We start from the raw sequence: 24596 nt of genomic DNA, 5'->3' as shown, positions 1-24596 counted from the left end.
GTCAGGGGGCGGGGCAGGGAACTAGTCCCGCCGGTCAGGGGGAGCGTCAGGAGGGTAATTCAAGTATGGCAAGTGTCGAAAAGCTGCCGATGCTGGCGGAAGGCTATGAAAAGCTGATCGCCGAGCTGAAGGCGCTGCGCGAAGAGCGCCCGAAGATCGTCGACGCGATCGAAGAGGCTCGCGCGCATGGCGACCTGTCGGAAAACGCGGAATATCACGCGGCCAAAGAACGCCAGGGCCAGGTCGAAGCGTCGATCGCCGATCTCGAAGACAAGGTCAGCCGCGCTACGATCATCGATCCCGCCACCCTTTCGGGTGACCGGATCATCTTCGGCGCGACCGTGACCCTGCTCGACGATGATGACAAGCCGGTGCGTTACCAGATCGTCGGGCCGTACGAGGCTGACGCGCGGATCGGGCGGATCAGCTATAACTCGCCGCTTGGCCGGGCGCTGATCGGCCGCCACGTGGGTGACGAGATCGAAGTGTCGGTGCCTGCGGGCGACCGGTTCTACGCCATCGAGAAGATCGAGTTCATCTGATACGAAAAGGCCCCGCTTCCGCGGGGCCTTTCATTTCCTGCCTTGGCGCCGAGGCTCAACGCTTGAGCATATCCGGCTGGAGCAGGCGGTGCAGGTGCACCACGACATACTTCATCGCGGCATCATCAACCGTGCGCTGCGCGGCCGAGCGCCAGGCGTCCTCGGCCGAGGCATAGTCCGGAAAGACGCCAACGAAATCGATCTTGCTCAGATCTTCGAATTCGAGGTGCTGCGGGTCCTTGACCCGGCCACCCATAACGAGGTGGAGTTTCTGGTCGCTCATGATTGCTCCTGGGGAGGGAAGACGAGCCGCCAATAGCAATTCGTGCGTTTTTCGCAAGTTCGACAAAAGTCGAGCTGCCCGGCAAGGGGCTATTTTCGAAGCTTTGCGGCCAGCTTGATTGCTTCGCGTGCCAACACGATCCCGGTGCTTCCGGCAGAATGGGCAGTGCGGGCGGTGCGCTCGCGCAAATCGGCGGTGCTTTCGCCAACACGGCTTAGCCCTTCGCGACCCGCTTCGGCGGCCTTGTCACGGGCCCTTGCGGCAAGGGTCAGGCCGATTTCGCCGGCCACAGCGGCTGCGCCGAGCGCGCGCTGGCCAAGCTTCCCGCCCACCTTCCTTGGCAACATGGCGCCGACCAGCAAGCCGAACCCGGCCCCTGCGGCCAGCGTCAACCAGGGATATTCAGCGGCAAGCGAGCGATAGTTTTCCGGCGGATAGGCATCGGGAAGAGGCGCGCGCCGGGGCACTGCGGTCAGGCTTTCGCTCTCCCGCTCCAGCATTTCCCGCGAGGCTGCGATCTTCTGCTCGATGCGGTCGCGTCCGGCTTCACTCACCTTCACTGCTCCTTGACTGCCACTTTGGCCTGGCGGTCCCTAGTTCAGTCTTCCTGAACCTCGGCTTGCGGGGAAAAGTGCTGTGCGAAGAAGGCGATAAGCGGGTTGCGGAAGAACCACAGCGCCAGTGCAGCGACCATTGCGGCGATGATGCCCTTGCTTTCCTTCGCCACGGCCAGGGCTTCGTTTGCGGCGTTCATGGCTTCTTCGCCGGCCTTGTCGGCGATCCGGCCACCGATTGGGCGAGCCTCGAGATCGGCCTTCACCTGGCTGATCCGCGCATCGAACAACGAACGGGCCGCCTTGCGGTTGGCACGGTCGCGGGCCAGCTTGCTTGCGGCCTCGTTCATGCCGCGTCGTCCGTGTCGGCCAGCATTTCGGACATCTTTTTCCACCGCTGCGCCGCGGCCCATCCTGAAAGGCCCGCTGCCGCCAGCAAGCCCAGCACAACCAGCGCCATTGCCCCCCAACCGCCAAGCAGCGGGGTCAAGGCCAGCAGCAGCCCCATGACCAGTGCCATCAGCGTGAAGAACAGCAACGCCAGTGCGAGCGCGGCCCAGCCGGCGACTCCCTTGGCCCCCGCACCGGCAACCGCCGCGCGTGTTTTCTGATAGGCGAGTTCAGCCTCGAGCAGGGTCTTGCCGTCACTTACCAGCTGACGAACGTCATCGACCAGCGAGCGATCGCGTGCTTCGTCACCCGCCTGCGCGGCGATCAGCGGAGGTTGTTCGTCATGCATCGCCTGTCAGACAAGCCGTGTTGGCGCGTCGATGTCAATCGTCCGACGAACCGCCCTTGAACAGGCGCGAGATCAGGAAACCGGCGACGGCGGCAATGCCGATCGCCAGGCCGGGGCTCTTGCGGACGAATTCCTTGGCGTCGTCGCCCAGTTCGGCAAGATCCTTGGATTCGATCTTGGCGGCGGTTTCCTGCATCGAACGCGCGGCGGTGCGGGCATAATCGCCATACCGCACGCCCAGCTTTTCATCGATCGTACCGGCATTGTCGGCCACGATCTTGCCGAGGCTGGCGAGGGCATCGCTGGTCTTGGCCTTGCCGTCCTTGGCAAGTTCGGTGGCACGGCCCTTGGCCTGGTCGGCCAGGTCCTTGGCTTCGCCAACCCAGTCACCGCTCTTGGCGGCGAGTTGTTCGCGGTAAACGCCGACCTTGGCCTGGGCTTCGCTGCCCAGCGCGACGGCGCCGGCGCGGGCTTCCTCGATCGCCTTTGAGAACTTGGCCTTGGCCGCGCCGGTTTCGGCGGCGGCAGGGGTCTTGGCAGCGGCCGGCTTCTTCGCAGCCGGCTTCTTGGCAGCGGTGGTCTTGGTGGTCGTCGTCGGGGTCTTTGCCATTGGTCTGGCCCTTTCCTGATCCGGCACGGGAATTACTTGAAACATGTGGGAACGATACGGCTAACGCACAAGTGCCATTGTTGTTGCATGACTTTACGGATTGCAACTTGCCTGACAGCCCATGCGCTGCCAAGGAGCGCGCAAATTCCCCGTCTGGAGACGTATGCGCCATGACCGCGATCATTGACATTCACGCCCGCGAAATTCTTGACAGCCGAGGCAACCCCACAGTTGAAGTCGACGTCCTGCTCGAAGACGGCAGCTTTGGCCGCGCCGCCGTGCCTTCGGGTGCATCGACCGGCGCGCACGAAGCCGTCGAACTGCGCGATGGCGACAAGAGCCGCTATCTTGGCAAGGGCGTGCTCAAGGCGGTCGAGGCTGTGAACTCGGAAATCCGCGAGGAGCTGCTCGGCCTCGACGGCGAAGACCAGCGCGACATCGACCTCACCATGATCGCCCTCGACGGGACCGAGAACAAGAGCCGCCTGGGCGCCAACGCGATTCTCGGCACCTCGCTCGCCATTGCCAAGGCTGCCGCCAATGCGCGCGGCCTGCCGCTCTATGCCTACATCGGCGGCGTGTCGGCCCATGTCCTGCCGGTGCCGATGATGAACATCATCAACGGCGGTGAACACGCCGACAACCCGATCGACTTCCAGGAATTCATGATCATGCCGGTCGGCGCGTCGAGCCTGGCCGAAGCCGTACGCTGGGGCGCAGAAGTGTTCCACACCCTCAAGAAGGGCCTCCACGAGAAGGGCCTGGCGACTGCGGTGGGCGATGAAGGGGGCTTTGCGCCCAACCTGTCGAGTACCCGCGCCGCGCTCGATTTCGTCATGGCCTCGATCGAAAAGGCCGGGTTCAAGCCGGGCAGCGACATCAAGCTTGCGCTCGACTGTGCCGCGACCGAGTTCTTCAAGAACGGCAAGTACGAAATCAGCGGTGAAGGGCTCTCGCTCTCGCCGGTGCAGATGGCCGATTACCTGGCCGACCTCGCCGCCGCCTACCCGATCATCTCGATCGAGGACGGCATGGGCGAAGACGATTTCGAAGGCTGGAAGGCCCTGACCGACAAGATCGGCGGCAAGGTCCAGCTGGTGGGTGACGACCTGTTCGTGACCAACCCCAAGCGCCTCGAAATGGGCATCGGCAAGGGCCTGGCCAATTCGCTGCTGGTCAAGGTCAACCAGATCGGCTCGCTGTCGGAAACGCTCGACGCGGTCAGCATCGCCAACCGCAACGGTTATACCGCCGTGATGTCGCACCGTTCGGGCGAAACCGAGGACGCGACCATCGCCGATCTCGCCGTTGCGACCAACTGTGGTCAGATCAAGACCGGCTCGCTCGCCCGTTCGGACCGGCTTGCCAAGTACAACCAGCTGATCCGCATCGAGGAAGAGCTGGGCGATGCCGCGCATTATGCCGGCGCTGGGGCGTTTGGCCGCCTGTCGGCCTGAGCACCCTTAACCATCAGGTTAACGGACGCTGTGACCGCCGTGCTCGAAAGGGAGCGCGGCGGTTACTTTTGGGCTGCCCGGGTTAACCGCCGATGCCGCTGCGGTTGAAGCCAGGTGACAGCAGGCCGTCGTTGCGAAGGTGAATGAAATAGGCGACCATCTTGGCATAGCCTTCGCCGGTCAGATGCAGGAATACGCGGCGGGCATCGGCCTTGTCATTTTCGCGCCAGAGCAGGCCGCGCTCCTCCAGGATGGCGAGCCAGCGCAGTGCGGTGCTGGTCGGGACCGACGCACCGATGCAGGCGGAAGTGACCGACAGGGGTTTCTTCTCAGAGTCCGCGATGAAGAGGTCCAGCAGGATATCCCAGGCCGGCTCGCCGAAAAGCGCATCATCGTCGAACACGCGCGGCCGCGTACGGCGGCTGCGGTAGAGCGAGCGCGCCAATTCCACCGCCAGCACAACATCTTGCTGCGACATCTGGGTATAGCCATCAAGTTGGTCGGGCGCGGAGTCTTGCGTTGGCAGCTCCGATTCCGGACGCTGATTCACGTTGAGCAGAGACGACGCGATATTCGCCAGCTCTTCAGCAATGGAGCGCAACCTCAGCGCTTCTTCTTCGCGCTCCACACGATTCCCCTTGGCCCGTTCTACCAGCAATCGCGTTCCTTCACTCTGAACGATCAACCCGCGCTGGCGCGTTATTGGATGGCACAGCGATAATCAACCTCGCTTCCCTGCCCGTTGAAACGGGGTCGGAAGGTTGCCCGTGCACCACCTGCTGATACTTAAGTTAGGTGTTACGTGTCCTTGCAGATAAGGTTCATATTGAACCTTAATGGATCAGATCAGTCCGTTTTCGACGAATTGCCCGATGCAAGCGATGAAAGCAGGGAATGGATTGCCGCATCCACATGTACTGCGGCCAGGTTCGCCCCGATCTGGTCAAGACGGTGCATACAATCGCGAAGATCCCCGATGAGTGCGGCGCTATCACCGATCTCGGCGGCCAGGTTCGACTCGCAAGGCAGTGTCATTTCTTCGTCCGAAGTGCTGTTCATGCGTTTCGCCTAGTTCGCGTGTACTTGCTGATAAAGCGCGGTAACCTTTCGAAACCGGCCCGCTTTGGGACATTGTTTCAGTACGAGACACTGTTTGGAATACCCAAAATATACCTGGTCAGCAAAACTTTTCGGAGGCCTGGCGCTTCGCGGTTGTGCAGAGGCAATCCGTGGTTTAATCGTGCGCTTAAATAACGATAACGATCTCATAGAGAGGTATGGATGGCTGACTTTCCTACTCATCCAGACGCGATCACGCCTGGCTGGCTGACCGACCGGTTGCGCGCTGCGAGCGTAATCGACGATGCCAGAGTGGAGGAGATCAGCTGGGTGCCGATTGGCACCGGGCAGGTGGGCGACAGCGCGCGCTTGACGCTGACGTTCGACAAACCCGGTGCGGGGCCCGCTACGATTGCGGGCAAGTTTCCGGCCGCAGACGAAACCAGTCGTCAGACGGCCGGGGCGTTCGGGCTCTATGCCAAGGAAGTCGGTTTCTACCGCGAGATCTGCCCCAAGCTGGGCGTGCGCGCCCCGCAGGCGCTGGTCGCCGAGGTTGCGGACAACGGGGTCGATTTCATTCTGCTGTTCGAAGATCTCGGGCCAGCGCGCGGCGGTAACCAGCTGGCCAGCTGTTCGGCCGCAGACGCCCGCGCCGGTGTGAAACAGGCCGCCGCGATCCACGCACCGAGCTGGGATAATGCCGCCCTGCTTGAAACGCCATGGCTGCAACCCAGCCCGATCCAGTCCGAGCAGGTAAAGGCGCTCTATCCGAACGCCCAGGCAATCTTCCGCGAACGCTATGCCGATACGCTTGAGCCGGAGTATATGGCGATCTGCGAGGAACTGGCCGAGGCGGGCGAACACTGGTTTGGCCGTCAGGCGCCGGTTCGCTCGATCGTGCACGGCGACTTCCGGCTCGACAACATGCTGTTCGACATCAAGGGCGGGGCCGAGGAAATTGCGGTGCTTGACTGGCAGACCATCGCACTCGGCAATGGTTTGACCGATATCGGCTATTTCCTTGGCACCGGCATTGGCGAGGCGCTGCGGCGTGAGCACGAGGGCGAACTGCTGGACCTCTATTGCGCAGAGATGACCGCGCGCGGGGTGCCGATGACCCGGGATTCGATCTGGGACGATTACGTGATCGGCGCGATCCACGGCATTTCGACCGCCGTGTTCAGCGCCGCCTACGTCGAGCGGACCCCGCGCGGCGATGAAAACTTCCTCTCCATGGCGCGTGGCGGCTGCGGGCTTGCGCTCCAGCACGGCAGCCTCGCCAAGCTCAAAGGATAATTGCAATGGTTTTGACCAAAGGTGACGACTTTCCGCTGCACCAGACCCCCGAGCCTGTGGCCTATGCCGGGACTGACCGGAACTTCTACGACCGCTATTTCTTCAACGGCTATGCGCCCGATGGCTCGGGCTTCTTCGCGGTGGCCTTCGGAATCTATCCGCACCTCAATGTCGCCGATGCCCACTTTTCCGCGATCCGCGACGGGGTGCAGTATAACCTCCACGCCTCGCGCGAGCTGGGCATGGAGCGCTTTGACCTGACCGTCGGGCCGATCACCATCGAAGTGATCGAACCGCTGCAGAAGCTGCGCGTGATCGTGGATGGGGAAGGGTTCAAGGCCGACCTGACCTTCACCGGCCGCGCCTTTCCGATCGAGGAGCCGCGCTTCATCCACCGCATCGGGCCGCGCACCTTCATGGATTACACGCGGCTTACCCAGAACGGCCACTATACCGGCTGGATCGAAATCGACGGCGTGCGCGAGGAATGCGCCCCCGGCACGGCGGGCACGCGCGACCGCAGCTGGGGCGTACGCCCGGTTGGCGCAAGCGACCAGCAGCCGCACTCCAGCGGCGTGGTACCGGGCTTCTTCTGGCAGTGGACGCCGATGAACTTCGAGGATAGCAGCCTGTTCTTCCACGACACCGCCGATGCCAAGGGCAACAAGTGGAACACCCGCGCGGTTATTGCTCCCGATGGCGGCACGGCGGACGACCTGTTCGACACCGAAGGCGAAATGGATTCGCCGCTCGCCAAGGGCACGCGCTGGCCTGAGAAGGGCACGCTGACCATCGCAGGTCCGGACGGCCCTGAAACGCTGACCTTCGAAGTGCTCGGCCGCTTCCAGATGCGCGGGATCGGCTATACCTCGCCCAAGTGGGGCCACGGCCTCTACCACGGACCGCTTGAGGTCGAGCGCGAGGTTTTTGGCCTGGCCCAGTGCAATCCGGGGCAGATGGACAACTACCACGTCCAGCTGCCCTGCCGTATCGTCAGCGACAAGCGCGGCGTGGGCACGGGCGTGTTCGAACAACTGATCATCGGGCCGTACCAGCCCTATGGCCTCAAGGAGTTCCTCGATCTGGGCTAACGCAGCGCCAACAGCAGGCCGGTGCCCGCCGCGATCAGCGCGGCGCCGGCCAATCGGGCCTTGCCGACCTGCTCCTTGAGCACGAACACCGCGATGCCAACCCCGAACAGGATCGAACTTTCGCGCAAGGCCGCAAGGCGCGGCACATCGCCAAGGCGATAGGCGAACAGCGCAAGGCCATAGGTGACCAGCGAGAGCGCCCCGGCGATCAGCCCCGGCTTCCATTGCGAACGCGCAGTGAGCAGGAACACCGGGCCGCGCCACACCGCGAAAACCAGCGCAATACAGAGGCCAAGCGCGAGGAAAAACCACACGAAATAGCTTTCCGCCGAAGGTGCGGCGCGTACGCCCTTGGCGTCGATCACGGTATAGAGCGCCGTCATGGCCCCGGTGGCGAGCGCCCAGCCGATTGCCTTGAGGCCCGGCGCGTTCCACCATGCGACCGCCAGCGTGCCAAGGCTGACAAGTGCGATGCCGCCTGCCACGGCCCAGCTGATCGGCTCGCCAAAAAGTATGACCGCGACAGCCGATGCGATCACCGGGGCAGAGCCGCGCATCACGGGATAGACCGCGCTCATGTCCGCCGCCTCGAAGGCTTTGACCAGGCACAGCAGGTAGAACAGATGGGTCAGCATCGAACCCGCGAGCCACACGGCAGCATCCTGCGGGAAAGGCACCACGCAGGCGAACGGCAAGACCAGCAGAGCGCTGAACCCGTCGATCAGCGCGCGGCTCGACATCTTGTCGCCGCCGGATTTCAGGATCGCGTTGACGCTGGCGTGGATCGCGCCCGACGCCAGCATCAACAGCGCGGCAAGCTGGTTCAAAGCGCGCCTGAAAGCCGAGCCAGCTGTTCCTCGGTGAGTTCCAGCGTGGCCGCACCGCAAAGCTCGCGCACCTGTTCGGCCGAGGTCGCACTGGCGATCGGTGCGCCAATCCCCGGCTGCACCCGCAGCCAGGCCAGCGCCACCTGCGCATGGGTTGCGCCGGTTTTGCGCACCACGTCGTCCATCACCGTCAGCATCGGCGCACCGCTTACCAAGAGGTCGCCCATGCGCTGGCCGCGCACCGATTTGCCGAGATCCGCCTCGGTCCGGTACTTGCCGGTGAGGAAGCCCGAGGCAAGGCCGAAGAACGGCAGCATCGGAATGCCGCGCGTGGTGCAAAGCTGTTGCAGGTCAGGCCCATAGGCCTTGCGCGCAACCAGGTTGTATTCGTTCTGCAGCACCGAAAACGGCATTGCGCCCTGACTGTCGGCCGCATCCAGCGCCGCGCCCAGACGCTCGGCAGTGAAGTTTGACGCTCCCAGCGAGCGCACCCTGCCGGTCTTTGCCGCGCCGTCGAAGGCTGCGACGATATCGCCAATCGGCAGTTCCTCGTAATCGCGGTGGGCGTAGTAGAGGTCGACATAGTCGGTTTGCAGCCGTTCGAGCGAGGCATCGAGCGATTGCAGCACGCGGGCGGGCTCGTAGAGTTCCTTGCCGCCCAACATCCCGGTCTTGGTGTGGAGCTTCACTTCGGCGCGCTTGCCGCTGGCGGCGAACCACTTGCCGAGCATGGTTTCGCTCTCGCCGCCCTTGTGGCCCGGTACCCAGGCCGAATAGACGTCTGCCGTGTCGATCATCCGCCCGCCGGCCGCATAGAAGGCATCGAGCACCGCGAAGCTGGCGTCCTCGTCTGCGGTCATGCCGAAGACGTTGCCGCCCAGGACCAGTGGCAGGCCGGCGATGGCCGGGTGCGCGCTCATGCGAACTTCTCGCGCAGCTTGAGGAGCGAGATGGCCGCCTTGGCCGCTTCGCCGCCCTTGTCCTTCTGCTTGGGGTCGGCGCGGACCAGCGCCTGCGCTTCGTTCTCGACCGTCAGGATGCCGTTGCCGATGGCGACGCCGTCCATGGTCAGCGCCATGATCCCGCGCGCGCTCTCGCCCGCGACGATTTCGAAGTGATAGGTTTCGCCCCGGATCACCACGCCGATCGCGACATAGCCGTCATAAAGCTGGGCCTGATCGGCCAGCGCGATTGCCCCGGGGATTTCCAGCGCACCCGGAACGGTGATGACGTCGACTTCATGCCCGGCGGCCTTGAGCGCGGCCTCGGCACCTGCGACGAGCATATCGTTGAGGTGTTCGTAAAAGCGGGCTTCGACAATCAGAAAACGGGACATGGGTTTACTCCGCAGGAATTGCGCGCTCGCCGACGATGTTTAGGCCGTAACCCTCGATCGCGACGACGTTACGATGTGAATTGCTGAGCAGGATCATTTCGTGGACCCCCAGGTCAGCAAGGATTTGCGCGCCAATACCATACGAGCGAAGGTCCATGTCTGCGGCGGGCGTATCATCGCCGAGATGGCCTTCGCGCGGCTGGATCAACAGTACGATCAGACCGCTGCCATGGCGACCAATTTCCGCCATCGCGCGCTGGAGGGTGCGCTTCTTCGGGCCCGGCTGGCCAAGCATGTCGTCCAGGATCGAGATCGTATGCACGCGGGCAAGCGTTGGCTGCGCAGGATCGACCAGCCCCTTTTGCAGCACGAAGCTTTCGCTGCGGTCGATCTTGTTGCGGAACGTGATCAGCTTCCAGTCGCCGCCGTAGTCGGAAACAAACGGCACTTCGGCCACGCGCTCGACCAGATGGTCGTGCTTGCGGCGGTATTCGATGAGGTCGCGGATCGTACCGACCTTGAGCCCGTGGCGGCGCGCGAAGGGCACGAGATCGTCCATCCGCGCCATGGTGCCGTCTTCGTTCATGATTTCGCAGATCACGCCCGACGGGTTCAGTCCGGCAAGACGGGCGATGTCGACCGAGGCTTCGGTATGCCCGGCGCGGACCAGCACCCCGCCGTCGCGCGCGATCAATGGGAAGACGTGGCCGGGAGTCACGATGTCCTGCCGGCCTTTGGTAGCGTCGATGGCCACGGCCACGGTCCGGGCGCGATCGCCGGCGGAAATGCCAGTGGTGACGCCTTCGCGTGCTTCGATCGAGACCGTAAAGGCGGTTTCGTGCCGGGTGCCGTTATTGCGGCTCATCAGTTCGAGCCCGAGGTATTCGGTCCGCTCGCGCGTCAGGGTCAGGCAGATCAGGCCGCGCCCGTGGGTAGCCATGAAGTTGATCGCATCGGGGGTGGCCATCTGCGCCGGAATGACAAGATCGCCCTCGTTCTCGCGGTCCTCGTCATCGACGAGGATGAACATCCGCCCATTGCGGGCTTCCTCGATGATCTCCTCGATCGGGACGAGCACCGGGGCATCGTCGCTATCCCACAGGAAGGCTTCGAGCTTGCGCAGCGTTTCGGCGGTGGGGTTCCAGTCGCTTTCGGTGCAGTCACGCAGGGTGTTGGCATGGAGCCCCGCCGCACGGGCAAGGCCGGCGCGCGACATGCCGCCATCGGTAACGAGGCGGCGGACGCGATCGATCAGGTTCGTAGACATGATTCGCGCGCTATCACATTAAAATGTGATTGGCAAAACTCGCGATCACATCGATGTGAATTAATCACCCTTGAATTGCGGGCTGCGCTTTTCGAGGAAGGCGTTGACGGCCTCTTCGTGGTCGCCGGTGGCGTGGGCCACCGCCTGCATCGCTGCAGACATCTCCAGCACGGTGGCCAGGTCCGCGCGGCGGCCTTCCCACAGCAGGCGCTTGGCCATGCGCACCGCGAACGAGGGGTTGGCGGCGATCTTTGCGGCCAGCGCGCGCGCGGCGTCCATCAGGTCTGCATCGGGCACGACCTTGGAAACGAGGCCGCAGCTGAGCGCTTCGGCGGCATCGATGGTGTCGCCCGTCAGCGACATTTCTGCCGCCTTGGTGAATCCGACCACGCGCTGAAGCAGCCAGGCGCCACCATCGCCGGGGATGATGCCCAGCTTGACGAAGCTTTCGGCAAACTTCGCGCTTTCGCCAGCAATGCGCAGGTCGCACATGCAGGTGAGGTCAAGCCCGGCACCGATCGCGGGACCGTTCACGGCGGCGATCACCGGCACTTCAAGCGCGGCGAAGGCAAGCGGCAGGCGCTGGATCCCGCGCTTGTAATTGCCGCGCGTTCGCGCCGGAAGACCGGCATTGAGGCCCGCGCCGGGCTTCATCGTGTTGATGTTTCCGCCAGAGGAAAACGCCTTGCCTGCCCCCGTCAGGATCGCGACGCGGACGTTGGGATCGGCTTCCATCGCCTCGAGTACGTCGAGAAGCCCCTCGACCACTTCGGCTTCGGAGATGGGGTTGCGAAGTTCCGGGCGATTGAGCGTGATCGTCGCGATACCCTGGGCATCGACTTCATACAGAACGGCAGCGTCCATCTGGATTTTCCTCTCGTGCATATGGGATCGCCATGCGTCGGCTGTGGCCATTTGTCCACCGTCAGCCGGCCAGCCGGTCGATGAACCAGAAGCTCGCGACCGTGCCGATCGCATAGGTTGCGGTCAAGGTGGCGGGGCGCAGCGCGGCGGGGGCGAAACGGCGCAGCAGGCCGATCACACCGAGGCAGGCCGCAATGATCATCAACTGGCCGACTTCGACGCCTAGGTTGAAGGTCAGCAGCGCCATCGGCACGTCGGTTTCGGGCAGGCCGATCTCGCGCAGCGCGCCAGCAAAACCAAAGCCGTGGAGTAGCCCGAACAGGAACGCGATCGTCCAGGGCACGCGTTCGGACAGGCGCTGCACACCCTCCTTCTGTTTCACGATCTCTACCGCGAGGAACACGATCGACAGCGCGATCAAGGCCTCAACCGGAGCCTGCGCGAGTCCGAACAAGCCGAGCGTGGTGCCGATCAGGGTCAACGAGTGGGCGATGGTAAAGGCCGTCGCGGCGCGCACGACCACCCAGGGGCTGCCCAGCAGCAGGACCAGCGAGATCACGAACAGCAAGTGATCGTATCCGGTCAGGATGTGTTCGATCCCGATGACGAGATAGGTCCGCGCCACTTCCCACCGATCGGGCACAGCCGCCACGGTGACCATCGCGGCGGTCGGTGTCAGGCGTGCGGTCTGGACCGGGCGGCCGAGCGGGGCAACGCGCAGCAGGGCGTCGGTGAAGGTGGCTTCCATTCCCGAAATGCCAACCTGATGCCCTTCGATCGGCTGCGTGCAGGTCGCCTCCGCCGCACTGATCAGTGAGCCGCTGTCGAGCCGGATATCGCCTTGCTTGAGTGTGCAGAACGCCGGCAGGGCAGGGCGCGACCGTGTGGCAAGACCGCCCAGCACGGGGGCCTTCCACAGCACCTTCCAGTGCGTGGCATCGCGCTGGGTAAGTTCCAGGTAGCCAGGGCGCAATTCATCCGCATGAGCGGGACTCATCGCGCAGAGAAGGGCCACGAAGGCCGCAAGAAGTGCACGCAGGATCATTTCGGTTGCTCGATCACCACGTCATAGCCAGCGAGGATCTTGGCATAGGCGTCGTTTTCGGCCTTGCGCACTGCGGCTTCGTGCCAGTCGTTGGTCAGTTGCTGGCGGACCTGGTCAAGTGTTGGCGGGGCGGGCGCGATCAGCGCCTCGACCTTGACGAGGTGGAGTCCGAGGCCCGAGGTCATCACGTGCCACTGGCCGCGCTGCTGCTTGGGCAGGGCGGCGGCGAACTGATCGCCAAACTGTTCGGCGATATCGCTCGACGGTGCCGCCTCGAAATGCGCGGTGATCGGCGCGGGCTTGGTGAACGCGGTCGCATCGCCGCCTTTGGCGAGCACGGCGAGTGCCTGCTTCGCCGCTTCGCGCGCAGCCGGGCTGTCGGCACCAAGATAGAGCTGCGAGAAGGTGATCTGTGGCTCGCGCGCATAGCGCCCCGGATCCTTTTCGAGCAGTTTTTGCAGGTCGGCATCGCTGGGCGTCGCGGCGTCTGCATCGCTGGTCGCGAGCGCAACCATCTTGTTGCGCATTCGGCGCACCACGACCTCGTCGTCGCGGTCCAGCCCCAGGCGCAGCGCCTCGCGGTAATAGACCTGGTCCCGGACATAGTCGTTGATCAGACCGTCGAGTTCCTCATTCGAGGGTTGGCGATGGAAAGTTTCGACAAAGCGGTTGGCGATGCCGCCCACCACCGCCTCGTTGACCACGATCCGGCGCTCGCCAAGATCGGGCGCGCGGCCAGACAGGAAAGCAAATACCAGTGCTCCTGCGATCAGGAAGTGGACGAGGGGTTCGCGCAGCATCGCTGCTGCGCGGCTGCGCATGGTCATGTCATTCTCCGCGCGGAATCGGCTCAGGAGGGCGTGTACCAGATTGCCGAGGTATAGGCGCGCTCCTGCTGTTTGAGCGGGATATCGCCGGGCAGGGTGAGCTTGTAGCGCACCGCGTCATAGGCGACCCAGTTCGGCGTCGGGATTTCAAGGACGCGCACGTAATAGAACGCGCGCTGGCTGGCGTCGAACTCGGGATCGGTCCAGACGGTCGCCAGGGTCGGCGCGCCGATGGTGTTCTGGTAGCTCGCCGTCGCGACGTCGACCGTATCGCCGACCGGGGCCAGCTTGCCGCCCGAGATCTTGCGGGTTTCGGGGTTTGACCAGACGACGTCGAAGACCTTTTCGTGGGCCTTGCCGTCCTTGTCGGTCCAGCCCTTGACCACTTGCACGCGGTCGAGATTGGCGCCGATCGGGTCCTTCAGCGCCGAAACGATGAAGCTGGGCGCGCCCTTGCGGGCCTTGAGTTCGCCGCCCATCGGCACGCCGCGGGTATAGCCGGCCTTGACCCAATCGCCCTTGAGGTCATCGGCCTTGAAGTCCCAACCGCCGAAGAAGCGCACGGTCATGCGCGGGCCGGTGGTGGCATAGACCTCGCGCCGCATCATCGCATCGAAGATCGCCTCGCGCGTGTTCGACGTCGCCCAGACAGCCGCATAGCCGCTGGCGAGGTAGTTCCAGCCGACCCGGCCCTTGTGCTCGCCCAGGTTCTGTTCTTCGAGCGCGCGGTTGTGATTGCTGGGCTCCACGATCGGGAACTTGCCGAAGTAGTTGTTGTCATCCGCCGTGGAGAGGGCGGTGTGGCTGTCGGTCGAGCCGATCACCCCGAACTTGTAGGGGTTCACGCCGGTATTCTGCTCGATCATCAGCCCGCGTTTGAGCGCTTCACGCACGTAGTTGCCGGGCTGCATGTCCGGGGTCGTGGGCTCGGTCATCATCAGGTTGCCGATGTCCCACCCGGCGGTGCCGTAACCCGCAAATTCGTCGTTCGGCGACATGAACGGGTGAGCTTCGCTGTCGCCCTTGATCTGGGTGATTTCGACCACGGGTTCGTGCGCCGCGCGGCGCCGGGCATAGGCCGCGGTCATCGGGCCGCCCGACGGGTCGGTCATCATGAACATCAGGCCGTTGGACATGTTCGAATTGTGCGGGATCGCCAGCACCTTGCCGCCGGTATTCTTTTCATAGGCGTCCATATAATCCCACAGCTGGTCGGGGATTGTGGTGCCATAGGAGGTGATCGGCAGAGTCTGGCGCGCCTTGTCCGGCCCATCGCGGAAGATCACGTTGCGGTGCAGGTTGTTGCCGCCTTCCATCAGGGTGTATTCGAACCCGAAGAAGGCGGTGAACTTGCCCGGTTCGTTATAGCGTTCGACCGCGTCGATGTTCTTTTCCCAGGTCGAGCGCATGCGCTTTTCGGTGCCGGCGGGATTGATCAGTTCAGGCGGCAAGCTGTTGTTCGCCTTGGCGTCGATAATCTCGGTCGCCGCCTTGCTGGCCCCGTCCTGGCCGGAATGCATCATGTCGTACCAGCGCAGCAGGTGAGGATCGGAGATCAGCATTCGCGGCGCGTTGTACAGGTCCATCATCGAGCCGAGACCGTCCGAGTGGTCGCTGACCACGAGGAAATCGAGCGGGCGTTCGAGCTTGGCCTTGACCCCGGTGCTTGAGGTGACTTCCTCACCCCGGGCAAAGCGCAGCGCGTCTTCGGGCAGCAGGCGGTTGCCAAAGGCGAAGGCGTCGGGTGAGTTGGCGGTGTGGAGGTGGGTATCGCCCCAGAACACCCGCTCGGGATAGGCCGTGTTCTTGACCGCTACCGAAGATTTCCTGCCAACGGCCTGCTTGATCCTGTCGCAGCCCGACACCATCGCGGTCGATGCCAGCAGAACCGCGGCGACCAGAACGCTTTTACGCATTGTCTCTCTCCTCTTGCGCCGGCTTTTGTCCGTACGCACTTTCGGTCTTTATCAGGCTCCCGGGGTGTACCAGATTGCCGAGGTATAGGCGCGCTCCTGCTGTTTGAGCGGGATATCGCCGGGCAGGGTGAGCTTGTAGCGCACCGCGTCATAGGCGACCCAGTTCGGCGTCGGGATTTCAAGGACGCGCACGTAATAGAACGCGCGCTGGCTGGCGTCGAACTCGGGATCGGTCCAGACGGTCGCCAGGGTCGGCGCGCCGATGGTGTTCTGGTAGCTCGCCGTCGCGACGTCGACCGTATCGCCGACCGGGGCCAGCTTGCCGCCCGAGATCTTGCGGGTTTCGGGGTTTGACCAGACGACGTCGAAGACCTTTTCGTGGGCCTTGCCGTCCTTGTCGGTCCAGCCCTTGACCACTTGCACGCGGTCGAGATTGGCGCCGATCGGGTCCTTCAGCGCCGAAACGATGAAGCTGGGCGCGCCCTTGCGGGCCTTAAGTTCGCCGCCCATCGGCACGCCGCGGGTATAGCCGGCCTTGACCCAATCGCCCTTGAGGTCATCGGCCTTGAAGTCCCAGCCGCCGAAGAAGCGCACGGTCATGCGCGGGCCGGTGGTGGCATAGACCTCGCGCCGCATCATCGCATCGAAGATCGCCTCGCGCGTGTTCGACGTCGCCCAGACAGCCGCGTAGCCGCTGGCCAGCGATTGCCAGTCCATCTTGCCGGTGTGCATCCCCGGCACGAAGTCTGCCGTGGCGCGTTCGGGACCGGGCTCCACGCCGGGATGCTTGCCCCAGAAATTGTTGTCGTCCGCGGTCGAAAGCGAGGTGTGCGAGTCCGTCGAGCCGATCACCCCGAACTTATAGGGGTTGACGCCAATCGTCTGTTCAAGCTGCAATCCGCGCTTCAGGGCTTCGCGAACATAGCTGCCGGCATAGTCGCCCGGTTTGGTCGGCTGATTGCCAAGCAGGTTGTTGAGATCCCATCCGGCGGTGCCGTAACCCGCAAATTCATCGTTCGGCGAAAGGAACGGGTGGGCCTCGCTGTCGCCCTTGATCTGGGTGATTTCGACCACCGGTTCATGCGCGGCGCGGCGCCGGGCCTGTTCGGCCGTCATCGGGCCACCCGACGGATCGGTCATCATGAACATCAGGCCGTTCGAGAGATTCGCGTTGTGCGGGATCGCCAGCACCTTGCCGCCGGTGTTCTTTTCATAGGCGTCCATGTAGTCCCACAGCTTGTCAGGCCACAGTTCGTTCGAAGGATCGAGCGGAACGACCTTGGAAACCTTGTCCTTGCCGTCGCGGAAGATGACGTTGCGGTGCAGGTTGTTGCCGCCCTGCATCAGCGTGTATTCGAACCCGAAGAAGGCGGTGAACTTGCCCGGTTCGTTATAGCTGTCGACGGTGTCGATTTCCTTGTCCCAGATCTTGCGCGTGCGCTCGGCCGCCTTGGCCGGATCGTTGAGCCCGGCCGGCAGCTTGTTCGCACCGCGCGCCTGCAGCATCTCGGCAGTGGCCTGCAGCGATCCTTTCGGACCTTCGTGCATCAGGTCGTACCAACGCAGCAGGGTAGGATCGCTGATCATCATCCGGGGCGCGTCGTAAAGCGCCTTGGTCGAACCCAGGCCCTCGGCATGGTCCGAGATCACAAGGAAGTCGAGCGGGCGTTCCAGCTTGGCCTTCTGGCCGGTGCTGGAGGTCACTTCCTCGCCGCGGGCAAAGCGCAAGGCCGCTTCGGGGTCGAGGCGATTACCGAACCCGAAGGCATCGACCGAGTTGGCGGTGTGAAGATGGGTGTCGCCCCAGAACACCCGCTCGGGATAGGCGGTGTCCTTGACCGCAGTGACCGAACCACCCCCGACCGTCTGCCTGATTTTGTCGCATCCTGCGGTGAGCGACGTACCAGCAAGCAAGATAGCTGCAAAAATCGCGCGTTTACGCATATGTTGTCCCCATCCCGACAATTCGATTTTCTTCAGCAATGGAACTTGCTGTAGCAATTAGCCTTCGTCAACAGTCGGGTTGTATCAGACTGTGACTAGAATGCCGCGTGCAGGCCAAGGCTCCATCGCCGGGGCGAGCCGGGCCCATAGGCGCGCGGGTCGGTAGCGCCGGACACTTCGGCCAGATAGACTTCGGAGACGTCGCTGAACGTTCCGAAGGTTGCGTACCTCCTGTCAAAGACGTTGCGCAGTTCCCCCATCAGGCTGACGCCGGGGACAAGCTCGAAACTCGCATGCAGGTTGACCAGCATGTACCCGGGGACGGGTGGAGCGAGGCCGCTCTCGTCGCCGAGCAGCCCTTGCCCGCTGCGGGCGACCAGGTCTGCGCCGAAAGCGAGCTTGCGCTGGCCGATCTTGCCTGAATAATCCGCACCGAAGGTCACGCTGTGGCGCGGGATTCCGGGTATTCGGTCGCCAGCGGAAACACCGATCGTGCCATCCGCAGCGGCACCGGGATTGGCCGGGCTCGACAATCGGAAGCTCGACTGGAATGTCGCATCGATGAAGGCATAGCTCAGCGTTACGCGCAGCGGGCCGCGCCGGGCATCGACCTGCAGTTCGGCGCCAGTCCTCCGCGTCGCGCCGACGTTGCGGAAATAGGCCCGCCCGCGCACTTGCGATGCGACGTGCTGGATGTCGTCGGAATTGGTGCTGCGATAGGCCGAGGCGAGCCAGTGGATCGTCCAGCCGCCGGAAGTGGCCTCACCGGAAGCGCCCATCTCCCAGTTGCGCGATACCACCTGCCTGAGCGGCGGATCGGCGATGAAGAAGTTCGCCAGGCTGCACGGCGCCGCTGCGTCCGCGCAGGACAGTTCGGCTGGGGTGGGCACGCGGTTGGCCTCGCTATAACCTGCGCGCAGGCTGAGCGCAGGCGTGACCGACCAATCGAACTCGATCCCGGGATTGAGCCGTTCGAAATGGTGCTGCCCGTTCAGCGCGGTGCCGATCCCGTCGGTCAGGCGAATATCCGCCCAATTGTAACGCAGCCCGATTTCAGCGCTGAGCTTGCCGCCAAGGGGCAAGCGGTCGGCTGCAAACAGCCCCCAATAACGCGTCGCGGCCGCAAGCGAGACGGGGGCAATGGCGCCGCTATCCAGCGCGAGCACGGGGCCAAGGCCAACGACACTGCGCTGCGCGGTGAGTTCGCCAAGTTCGGTCTCGGCGGAAAAGTCGGTCTGGCTCGAGTCATGGCTGAAGCCCACGGCCAGGCGGTTATTGCCGGCGCCAAGCGCGCGCTCGTCGATCAGCTGGGCGAGCACGCCCCACGAACGGGTGTGGTAGTGCCCGCGGTTAAGCACGCCATAAGCGCCGCCGCCGAGCAGGTCGGGAATCGAATCGCCGGCGCGGTCGGTCAGCGGCTCCTCGCCATCGCGGCCTTCGAGGCACAGCTGGTCTGCGCCATCCTCGCAGGCTGCGATATCGGCAAAGTCGCCATTGAGGCTGTCGACCTTCAGCCGCTGGCGATAGATGCTCGCCTCGATCCGGGTCGAGTGACCCAGATCGACCCAGGGGTGCAGGCTGACGCGGCCATAGTGACTGCGCGCCGTATCGGGCCAACTGAACACGGCTTGCCGCCGCGCCTGGAGAAGTTCGACCGGGGCGACGCCATTGCCGGTCAGGTCGGTGTCTGCCCCGATGATCTTGACGTGGAGCCCGGCGCTTTCGCCGGTGTAGCCGAAGTCGGCATAGCCATTTAACAGTTCGGACGGGCTGTTATCGCGCCAGCCATCCTCGCGCCGCCATTGGGCCGCGCCGAAATAGCTGAACGCACCAGCCGTGCCGCCTCCGGCCAGACTGGCTTCGCGCTTGCCATAACTGCCAAGCGTGACGCTGGCGTCCAGACCTGGATCGCTTTGCCCGGTGGCTGTTTCCAGCACCAGCGCGCCGCCCAGGGCATTGAGGCCATAGGCCGGCGCGGTGTCGAGCAGGGTTATCGAACGTAGCGCTGCATCGGGGATCAGGTCGAAGCCGACCGTATCGCCAAACGGCTGATTGAACCGGCCGCCGTCGAGATAGACCGCCAATCCCTGCGCCTGTCCTTGCAACGGCGAAGCGCTGAAGCCGCGATAGATCAGGTTGGGTTGCCAGGGATTGCCCTGGGCGTCCTGCAGCGAGATCGCCGCGACATCGCGGGTCAGTGCCTGCAACAGGTCGGGTCTGCCGCTGCGGTTCAGATCCTCGCGCTGCAGCACGATCGCGTCGTCATCGTCGATCTTGCCGCCAGGTGCGGTGACGATGATCGGAAGATTGTTCGCGCCGCCGTCAGACTGCGCGGCAGCGCCCGCCGACCACGTGGTGGCGACGGCGGCAGTCAATACCGCGGATATGACTGACGGTTTGGGCAATGAACCTCCGCTGCGCTGCCGGGATCGCTGCGTTATCGAACTGGGCCGGATCGATCAATCGCTGGTCCCGCATTGGCAGGCACGGCCAGCACGGGTGTGGCATACCCAGTTTTTGATTCTTCGCAATGACTGGTGCCCGCCGCCGGTTGATGCGCCGCTTGGGAGTCCGTCACGCATGCGCGCAAGGCGGTGCATGGACTCCATTCTCGCGAAGTTGGGAGTGCGGCGTGGATTTCGAATACTCAGACCGGGTCAACGAACTGCGCCGCCAGGTCGAGGATTTTCTCGACCGCTACATGCTGCCCTACAATGCCGAATGGCAGCGCGAGACCATGGCCGGGCGTTTCCCGATGCACATCATGGACCCGCTCAAGCAGATCGCGCGTTCGGAAGGGCTGTGGAACCTGTTCCTGCCGGGGCTGCGCGCGGACGAACCCGGTACGCGCCTGACCAACCTGGAATATGCCCCCCAGGCGGAAATCATGGGGCGGCTGCCCTGGGCGTCCGAGGCTTTCAACTGCAACGCGCCCGACAGCGGCAATATCGAACTGCTCCACCTCTTCGCCACGCCCGAACAGCGCGCCCGCTGGCTTAACCCGCTGCTCGAAGGCGAAATCCGTTCATGCTTCGCGATGAGCGAGCCCGATGTCGCTTCGTCCGATGCGACCAACCTGCAAACATCGATCCGCCGCGTGGGCGACGAATATGTGATCAATGGGCGCAAGTGGATGATTACGGGCGCGGCCCATCCGCTTTGCAAGTTCATGATCCTGATGGGCCGGAGCAGCGACGACGATGCCCTGCCGCGTCATGGCCAGCATTCGATGATCATCGTGCCGATGGACGCGCCGGGCGTGAAGGTGGTGCGCAACATCCCGGTGTTGCATCACCTGTCGATCGACGGTCAGTGCGAAATCGTGCTGCGCGATTGCCGCGTGCCGGTGGGCAACATGCTGGGCGGCGAGGGGCAGGGCTTCGCGCTCGCCCAGGCGCGGCTTGGGCCGGGGCGCATCCACCACTGCATGCGCACCATCGGCCAGTGCGAACTCGCACTGGAACTGATGAGCGAACGCGCGCTTGAGCGGCGCGCCTTTGGCAAGGCAATCTCCACCTATGGCAACGTGCAGGACTGGATCGCCCAGTCGCGTATCGACATCGACATGGCGCGCCTGCTGGTGCTGCGCGCTGCGGCCAAGATCGACGCGCATGGCAACAAGGCGGCCAAGGTTGACGTGGCGGCGATCAAGGTGGTTGCGGCCCAGCTCCAAACGCGCGTGCTCGACCGTGCGATCCAGATCTTCGGCGCGATGGGCCTGTCAGCGGACACCCCGCTGGCCTTTTTCTACACCTGGGGCCGCGCGCTGCGCATTTTCGACGGCCCGGACGAAGTGCACCTGCGCACCATCGCCCAGTCGGAACTCGCCAAGGCAAAAGACCGCGGCGGCAGCAATTCGCGCTACTTCACGTTGCCGGAGGATTTGGGCTGAGCGCACGAAAACCGGCCTGACTGGCCTGGTGTTTCAGAATGTTCTGGAGAGATGGTGGACGCACTAGGGCTCGAACCTAGGACCCGCTGATTAAGAGTCAGCTGCTCTACCAACTGAGCTATGCGTCCACACTCTGGCGAAAGACCGAAGTCACCGCGACCCCGATTCGTCGGGGAGCGCTCCCTCTAGCGGAAAATTCCGGAGAGGGAAGAGGGTATCTCGGCTTTTTTCAAATTAGTCCCGCTCCGCCCCGCTTGTTCCACCGATCGACCGCCATGATCGTGCCCACGCAGATCATGTTGGTCATCATCGAGGAGCCGCCGTGGCTGATCCAGGGCAGCGGAATTCCCACCACCGGGGCCAGGCCCATGACCATCATCGTGTTGATCGCCATGTAGAAGAAGATCGTGAAGGTCATGCCTGCCGCCAGCAGCATCGAGAAGCGGTCATTGGATGCGCGCGCCACCTGCAGGCCCCAGCGGAACAGCCACAGGAACACCGCCAGGATGAACAGCCCGCCCAATATGCCCCATTCCTCGGCCATGGTGGCAAAGGCGAAGTCGGTGTGCGCTTCGGGCAGGTATTCGAGGTGGCTCTGGCTGCCGTTGCCAAAGCCCTTGCCCCAGAAACCGCCCGATCCGATCGCGATTTTCGACTGGGTGATGTGATAGCCGGTACCCAGCGGGTCGCTCTCGGGATCGAGGAAGGTCAGCACGCGATTGCGCTGGTAATCGTGAAGTAGCGTGAAGAACGCGATCGGCGCAATGGCGGCGAGCGCTGCCCCAGCCCCGACGAACCAGGCCATCGGCAGCCCGGCCAGGAAAATCACCACTGCCGCACCCGCGCAAATCGCCAGGCCGGTACCAAGGTCGGGTTGCAGCATGACCAGCAATGCCGGCACTCCCAGCAGCGCGGCGGCGGGCAGCAGCGCCCGCCAGTTGCGCGTCATCGCCGGGGGCAGCGTATCGAAGAACTTGGCCATGACCAGCACGATGCCGGGCTTCATCAATTCCGATGGCTGCAAGGTCATGAAGCCGAGGTTGAGCCAGCGCTGGCTGCCGCCGCCGATCCCGCCGATCAGTTCGACCAGCACGAGCAGGACGACAAGCACCACGTAGGTGGGATAGGCGGCGAGCTTGAACAGGTCCCGCGGCAAGTACGAGATGACCAGCGCCATGACCAGGAAGACGGCAAAGTGGATTTCGTGCAGCAAGGCCCAGGGCTGCATTTTCCCACCCGCCGCCGAATAGAGCACCAATGAGCCAAAGGTGTTGAGCGCGAACAGCGGCAGGATCACGTGCCAGGGCTGGCGGGCAATGGCATCGGGGACGAGATTGCGGGCCATCAGGGCGTTGCCTTTGCGGCAGGGATTGCTTCGGGCGAAGGCTCTGGAGCCGGCGTGGCGGGGGCGCCTTGCGGCGTGCTCTGTGGTGCGGGCGCCTTGACCGCGCTGGCTTCGCCGCGTTCGGCATCGTCGGCGACCGCGTTGGGGTCGGTCGCGGCCTGACTGCTATCGGCCTGGATGATCGCCTTTTCGACCGCCTGGTCACCGCCGACCTTGGGTGCGGTAGCGCCGTACTGCGCGGCAAAGGCGTTGTACTTGGCCTGCATGCGCTCGGTCGGGGTGCCGCCCCACTGCTGTTCAAGCGCGTGCAGCGTATCGAGCGCCTGGCCCGGATCGAACAGGAAGGTCATGACGTCGCGGGCAATCGGTGCGGCTGCGCGGGCGCCGAAGGTGCCGTGTTCAACCACCACCGCCATCGCATAGCGCGGCGCATCGGCCGGGGCGTAACAGACGAACAGCGAGTGGTCGCGCGATTTCCAGTCACCCACGGTGCCGCGGCTCACCAGGCGCCGGACCTGGGCGGTGCCGGTCTTGCCGGCCATGGTGATCCCGGGCACGGCAAGCTTGCTGGCCGCCGCTGTGCCCGAGCCGTTAACCACGCGGAACATGCCGTCATGGGTTACGGCCAGCTGTTCCGGCGTGAAGGGCAGTTCGGGACCAAGTGCCCGCTTTTCGCCGAAGATCAGACCGGGGACGAGGTTTTTGCCGCTCGCGATCCGCGAGGTCATCACGGCCAGCTGGAGCGGCGAGACCGAGACATAGCCCTGGCCGATCGAGGCGTTGAGCGAATCCGCCGCCGACCATTCCTGCTTGTAGCGGCGCATCTTCCAGGCGGCATCGGGAATCGTGCCATACCGCTGCGCGGTGCCGGGCAGATCGAACTCCTGACCGAGGCCCAGCATCTTGGCCACCGGCGCGATCGTATCGTAGCCGACACGGTGCGACATCGACCAGAAATAGGTGTTGCAGCTGCGTTCGATCGCAGTGCGCATGTCCACCGAGCCATGGACCGCATCGCAGCGGAAGAAGCGGTTGCCAAGGCGGTAGCCACCCGGGCAGTTCACGCGCTCGTCCGGATCGACGCCGTGCAGCTGCAGGGCAAGCGTCGCCATCGGCTTCATCGTCGATCCCGGCGGATAGAGGCCGCGCACCGCCTTGTTGAGCAAGGGGATGTGATCGTCCTCGTTCAGCATCTTCCATTCGATGCGGCCGATCCCGTCGGAGAAGGTGTTGGGATCATAACTGGGCATCGAGCACAGCGCGAGAATGTCGCCATTGTGGCAATCGATCACCACCACGGCGGCGGATTCAAGCCCGATGCGCCGCGCCGCATAGTCCTGCAACGGGCCGTCGATCGTCAGCTTGAGCGACTTGCCCTGGATGTCCTCGCGCATGTCGAGATCGCGCACGACTTTGCCGCTGGCGGTCACTTCCGCGCGCCGCGCGCCGGGCACGCCGCGCAGGTAGGTCTCGAAATTCTTCTCGAGGCCGTCTTTGCCGATCTTGAACCCGGGCGTGACGAGCAGTGGGTTCTTTTCCTTTTCGTAGTCTTCGGCCGAAGCGGTGCCGACGTAACCGATCAGATGGCCAACCGAAGGCCCGGTCGGATACCAGCGTGAATAGCCGCGCTGGGCCAGCACGCCGGGCAGGTCGGGCAAGCGCACGCTGACCGCGGCAAAATTGTCCCAATCGAGCCCCGAGG

At 64.0% G+C, this 24596-nt stretch carries 24 protein-coding genes and 1 tRNA gene; 5 read left to right on the top strand and 20 right to left on the bottom strand.

Features of this window, described 5'->3' with window-relative positions; all coding sequences use genetic code 11:
- Positions 1–65: 65 nt before the first annotated feature.
- Complete coding sequence (greA, locus tag ACE3SN_RS06585; RefSeq protein ID WP_374528620.1) at positions 66–542, top strand: transcription elongation factor GreA; 477 nt, start codon at positions 66–68, stop codon at positions 540–542.
- Positions 543–597: 55 nt separating this feature from the next.
- On the opposite strand, the gene ACE3SN_RS06580 is transcribed toward greA, so the two are convergent.
- The 5 genes from ACE3SN_RS06580 to ACE3SN_RS06560 all read right to left on the bottom strand — a co-directional run bounded on the left by ACE3SN_RS06580 (position 598) and on the right by ACE3SN_RS06560 (position 2728).
- Entirely contained in the window at positions 598–825 is a 228-nt protein-coding gene (locus tag ACE3SN_RS06580; protein ID WP_374528619.1) for a DUF4170 domain-containing protein, read from the bottom strand.
- An 89-nt stretch (positions 826–914) separates the two neighbouring features.
- Complete coding sequence (locus tag ACE3SN_RS06575; RefSeq protein WP_374528618.1) at positions 915–1379, bottom strand: hypothetical protein; 465 nt, start codon at positions 1377–1379, stop codon at positions 915–917.
- A gap of 44 nt (positions 1380–1423) precedes the next feature.
- Positions 1424–1729, bottom strand: coding sequence for a hypothetical protein (locus ACE3SN_RS06570; RefSeq protein ID WP_374528617.1), 306 nt, complete (start codon positions 1727–1729; stop codon positions 1424–1426).
- Positions 1726–2118 carry a phage holin family protein gene (locus tag ACE3SN_RS06565; protein WP_374528616.1) on the bottom strand — a complete coding sequence of 131 codons (393 nt, stop codon included), beginning with the start codon at positions 2116–2118 and terminating at the stop codon, positions 1726–1728. Before ACE3SN_RS06565 ends, ACE3SN_RS06570 begins: the two co-directional genes overlap by 4 nt.
- Positions 2119–2152: 34 nt before the next feature.
- On the bottom strand, positions 2153–2728 hold the full coding sequence (locus tag ACE3SN_RS06560; RefSeq protein ID WP_374528615.1) for a hypothetical protein: 576 nt from the start codon (positions 2726–2728) through the stop codon (positions 2153–2155).
- Between the two features lie 170 nt (positions 2729–2898).
- Here ACE3SN_RS06560 and eno point away from each other — a divergent pair, with 170 nt between their 5' ends.
- Positions 2899–4185, top strand: a complete 1287-nt coding sequence (eno, locus tag ACE3SN_RS06555) for a phosphopyruvate hydratase (RefSeq protein WP_374528614.1) — start codon at positions 2899–2901, stop codon at positions 4183–4185.
- A gap of 82 nt (positions 4186–4267) precedes the next feature.
- Here eno and ACE3SN_RS06550 read toward each other — a convergent pair whose 3' ends face one another.
- Entirely contained in the window at positions 4268–4843 is a 576-nt protein-coding gene (locus ACE3SN_RS06550; protein WP_374528613.1) for a MarR family transcriptional regulator, read from the bottom strand.
- 188 nt (positions 4844–5031) lie between these two features.
- On the bottom strand, positions 5032–5244 hold the full coding sequence (locus ACE3SN_RS06545) for a hypothetical protein (RefSeq protein WP_374528612.1): 213 nt from the start codon (positions 5242–5244) through the stop codon (positions 5032–5034).
- Between the two features lie 222 nt (positions 5245–5466).
- On the opposite strand from ACE3SN_RS06545, the gene ACE3SN_RS06540 reads away from it, so the two are divergent.
- Both ACE3SN_RS06540 and ACE3SN_RS06535 read left to right on the top strand, forming a co-directional pair.
- On the top strand, positions 5467–6540 hold the full coding sequence (locus ACE3SN_RS06540) for a phosphotransferase (protein ID WP_374528611.1): 1074 nt from the start codon (positions 5467–5469) through the stop codon (positions 6538–6540).
- Between the two features lie 5 nt (positions 6541–6545).
- Entirely contained in the window at positions 6546–7631 is a 1086-nt protein-coding gene (locus ACE3SN_RS06535) for a hypothetical protein (protein WP_374528610.1), read from the top strand.
- Here the strand turns inward: ACE3SN_RS06535 and ACE3SN_RS06530 are convergent.
- From ACE3SN_RS06530 to ACE3SN_RS06485, 10 genes are all read right to left on the bottom strand, one after another.
- Complete coding sequence (locus ACE3SN_RS06530) at positions 7628–8458, bottom strand: EamA family transporter (RefSeq protein ID WP_374528609.1); 831 nt, start codon at positions 8456–8458, stop codon at positions 7628–7630. The genes ACE3SN_RS06535 and ACE3SN_RS06530 overlap by 4 nt on opposite strands.
- The gene (locus tag ACE3SN_RS06525) at positions 8455–9378 is read right to left on the bottom strand and encodes an aldo/keto reductase (RefSeq protein WP_374528608.1); all 924 of its coding nucleotides are present in this window, start codon (positions 9376–9378) and stop codon (positions 8455–8457) included. Before ACE3SN_RS06525 ends, ACE3SN_RS06530 begins: the two co-directional genes overlap by 4 nt.
- Positions 9375–9794: a 6,7-dimethyl-8-ribityllumazine synthase gene (gene ribH / locus ACE3SN_RS06520; protein WP_374528607.1), complete on the bottom strand. Its 420-nt coding sequence runs from the start codon at positions 9792–9794 to the stop codon at positions 9375–9377. Before ribH ends, ACE3SN_RS06525 begins: the two co-directional genes overlap by 4 nt.
- 4 nt (positions 9795–9798) lie before the next feature.
- A complete protein-coding gene (gene ribB, locus ACE3SN_RS06515) occupies positions 9799–11061 on the bottom strand; it encodes a 3,4-dihydroxy-2-butanone-4-phosphate synthase (RefSeq protein ID WP_374528606.1) in 1263 nt (420 codons plus the stop codon).
- A 60-nt stretch (positions 11062–11121) separates the two neighbouring features.
- A complete protein-coding gene (locus ACE3SN_RS06510; RefSeq protein WP_374528605.1) occupies positions 11122–11925 on the bottom strand; it encodes a crotonase/enoyl-CoA hydratase family protein in 804 nt (267 codons plus the stop codon).
- Between the two features lie 61 nt (positions 11926–11986).
- Entirely contained in the window at positions 11987–12898 is a 912-nt protein-coding gene (locus ACE3SN_RS06505) for a HupE/UreJ family protein (RefSeq protein WP_374528604.1), read from the bottom strand.
- A gap of 68 nt (positions 12899–12966) precedes the next feature.
- On the bottom strand, positions 12967–13797 hold the full coding sequence (locus ACE3SN_RS06500) for a peptidyl-prolyl cis-trans isomerase (protein WP_374528603.1): 831 nt from the start codon (positions 13795–13797) through the stop codon (positions 12967–12969).
- A 23-nt stretch (positions 13798–13820) separates the two neighbouring features.
- The gene (locus ACE3SN_RS06495; protein ID WP_374528602.1) at positions 13821–15713 is read right to left on the bottom strand and encodes a DUF3604 domain-containing protein; all 1893 of its coding nucleotides are present in this window, start codon (positions 15711–15713) and stop codon (positions 13821–13823) included.
- 51 nt (positions 15714–15764) lie between these two features.
- Entirely contained in the window at positions 15765–17627 is a 1863-nt protein-coding gene (locus ACE3SN_RS06490; protein ID WP_374528601.1) for a DUF3604 domain-containing protein, read from the bottom strand.
- Positions 17628–17752: 125 nt separating this feature from the next.
- A complete protein-coding gene (locus tag ACE3SN_RS06485) occupies positions 17753–20032 on the bottom strand; it encodes a TonB-dependent receptor (protein WP_374528600.1) in 2280 nt (759 codons plus the stop codon).
- Between the two features lie 257 nt (positions 20033–20289).
- Between ACE3SN_RS06485 and ACE3SN_RS06480 the strand changes: the two genes are divergently transcribed.
- Positions 20290–21549, top strand: a complete 1260-nt coding sequence (locus ACE3SN_RS06480; RefSeq protein WP_374528599.1) for an acyl-CoA dehydrogenase family protein — start codon at positions 20290–20292, stop codon at positions 21547–21549.
- Between the two features lie 52 nt (positions 21550–21601).
- Here ACE3SN_RS06480 and ACE3SN_RS06475 read toward each other — a convergent pair.
- From ACE3SN_RS06475 to mrdA, 3 genes are all read right to left on the bottom strand, one after another.
- Positions 21602–21677 (bottom strand) — tRNA-Lys (locus ACE3SN_RS06475).
- A gap of 101 nt (positions 21678–21778) precedes the next feature.
- A complete protein-coding gene (gene rodA / locus ACE3SN_RS06470) occupies positions 21779–22894 on the bottom strand; it encodes a rod shape-determining protein RodA (protein WP_374528598.1) in 1116 nt (371 codons plus the stop codon).
- A partial coding sequence (gene mrdA / locus ACE3SN_RS06465) for a penicillin-binding protein 2 (RefSeq protein ID WP_374528597.1) occupies positions 22894–24596 on the bottom strand: 1703 nt, incomplete at its 5' end. The genes mrdA and rodA, both read right to left, overlap by 1 nt.

Origin of the sequence: Novosphingobium sp. (assembly GCF_041915465.1) — a bacterium.
Lineage (GTDB): Bacteria > Pseudomonadota > Alphaproteobacteria > Sphingomonadales > Sphingomonadaceae > Novosphingobium.
Note: the sequence above shows the minus strand (reverse complement) of the source record. Positions and strands in the feature narration are given on the sequence as shown.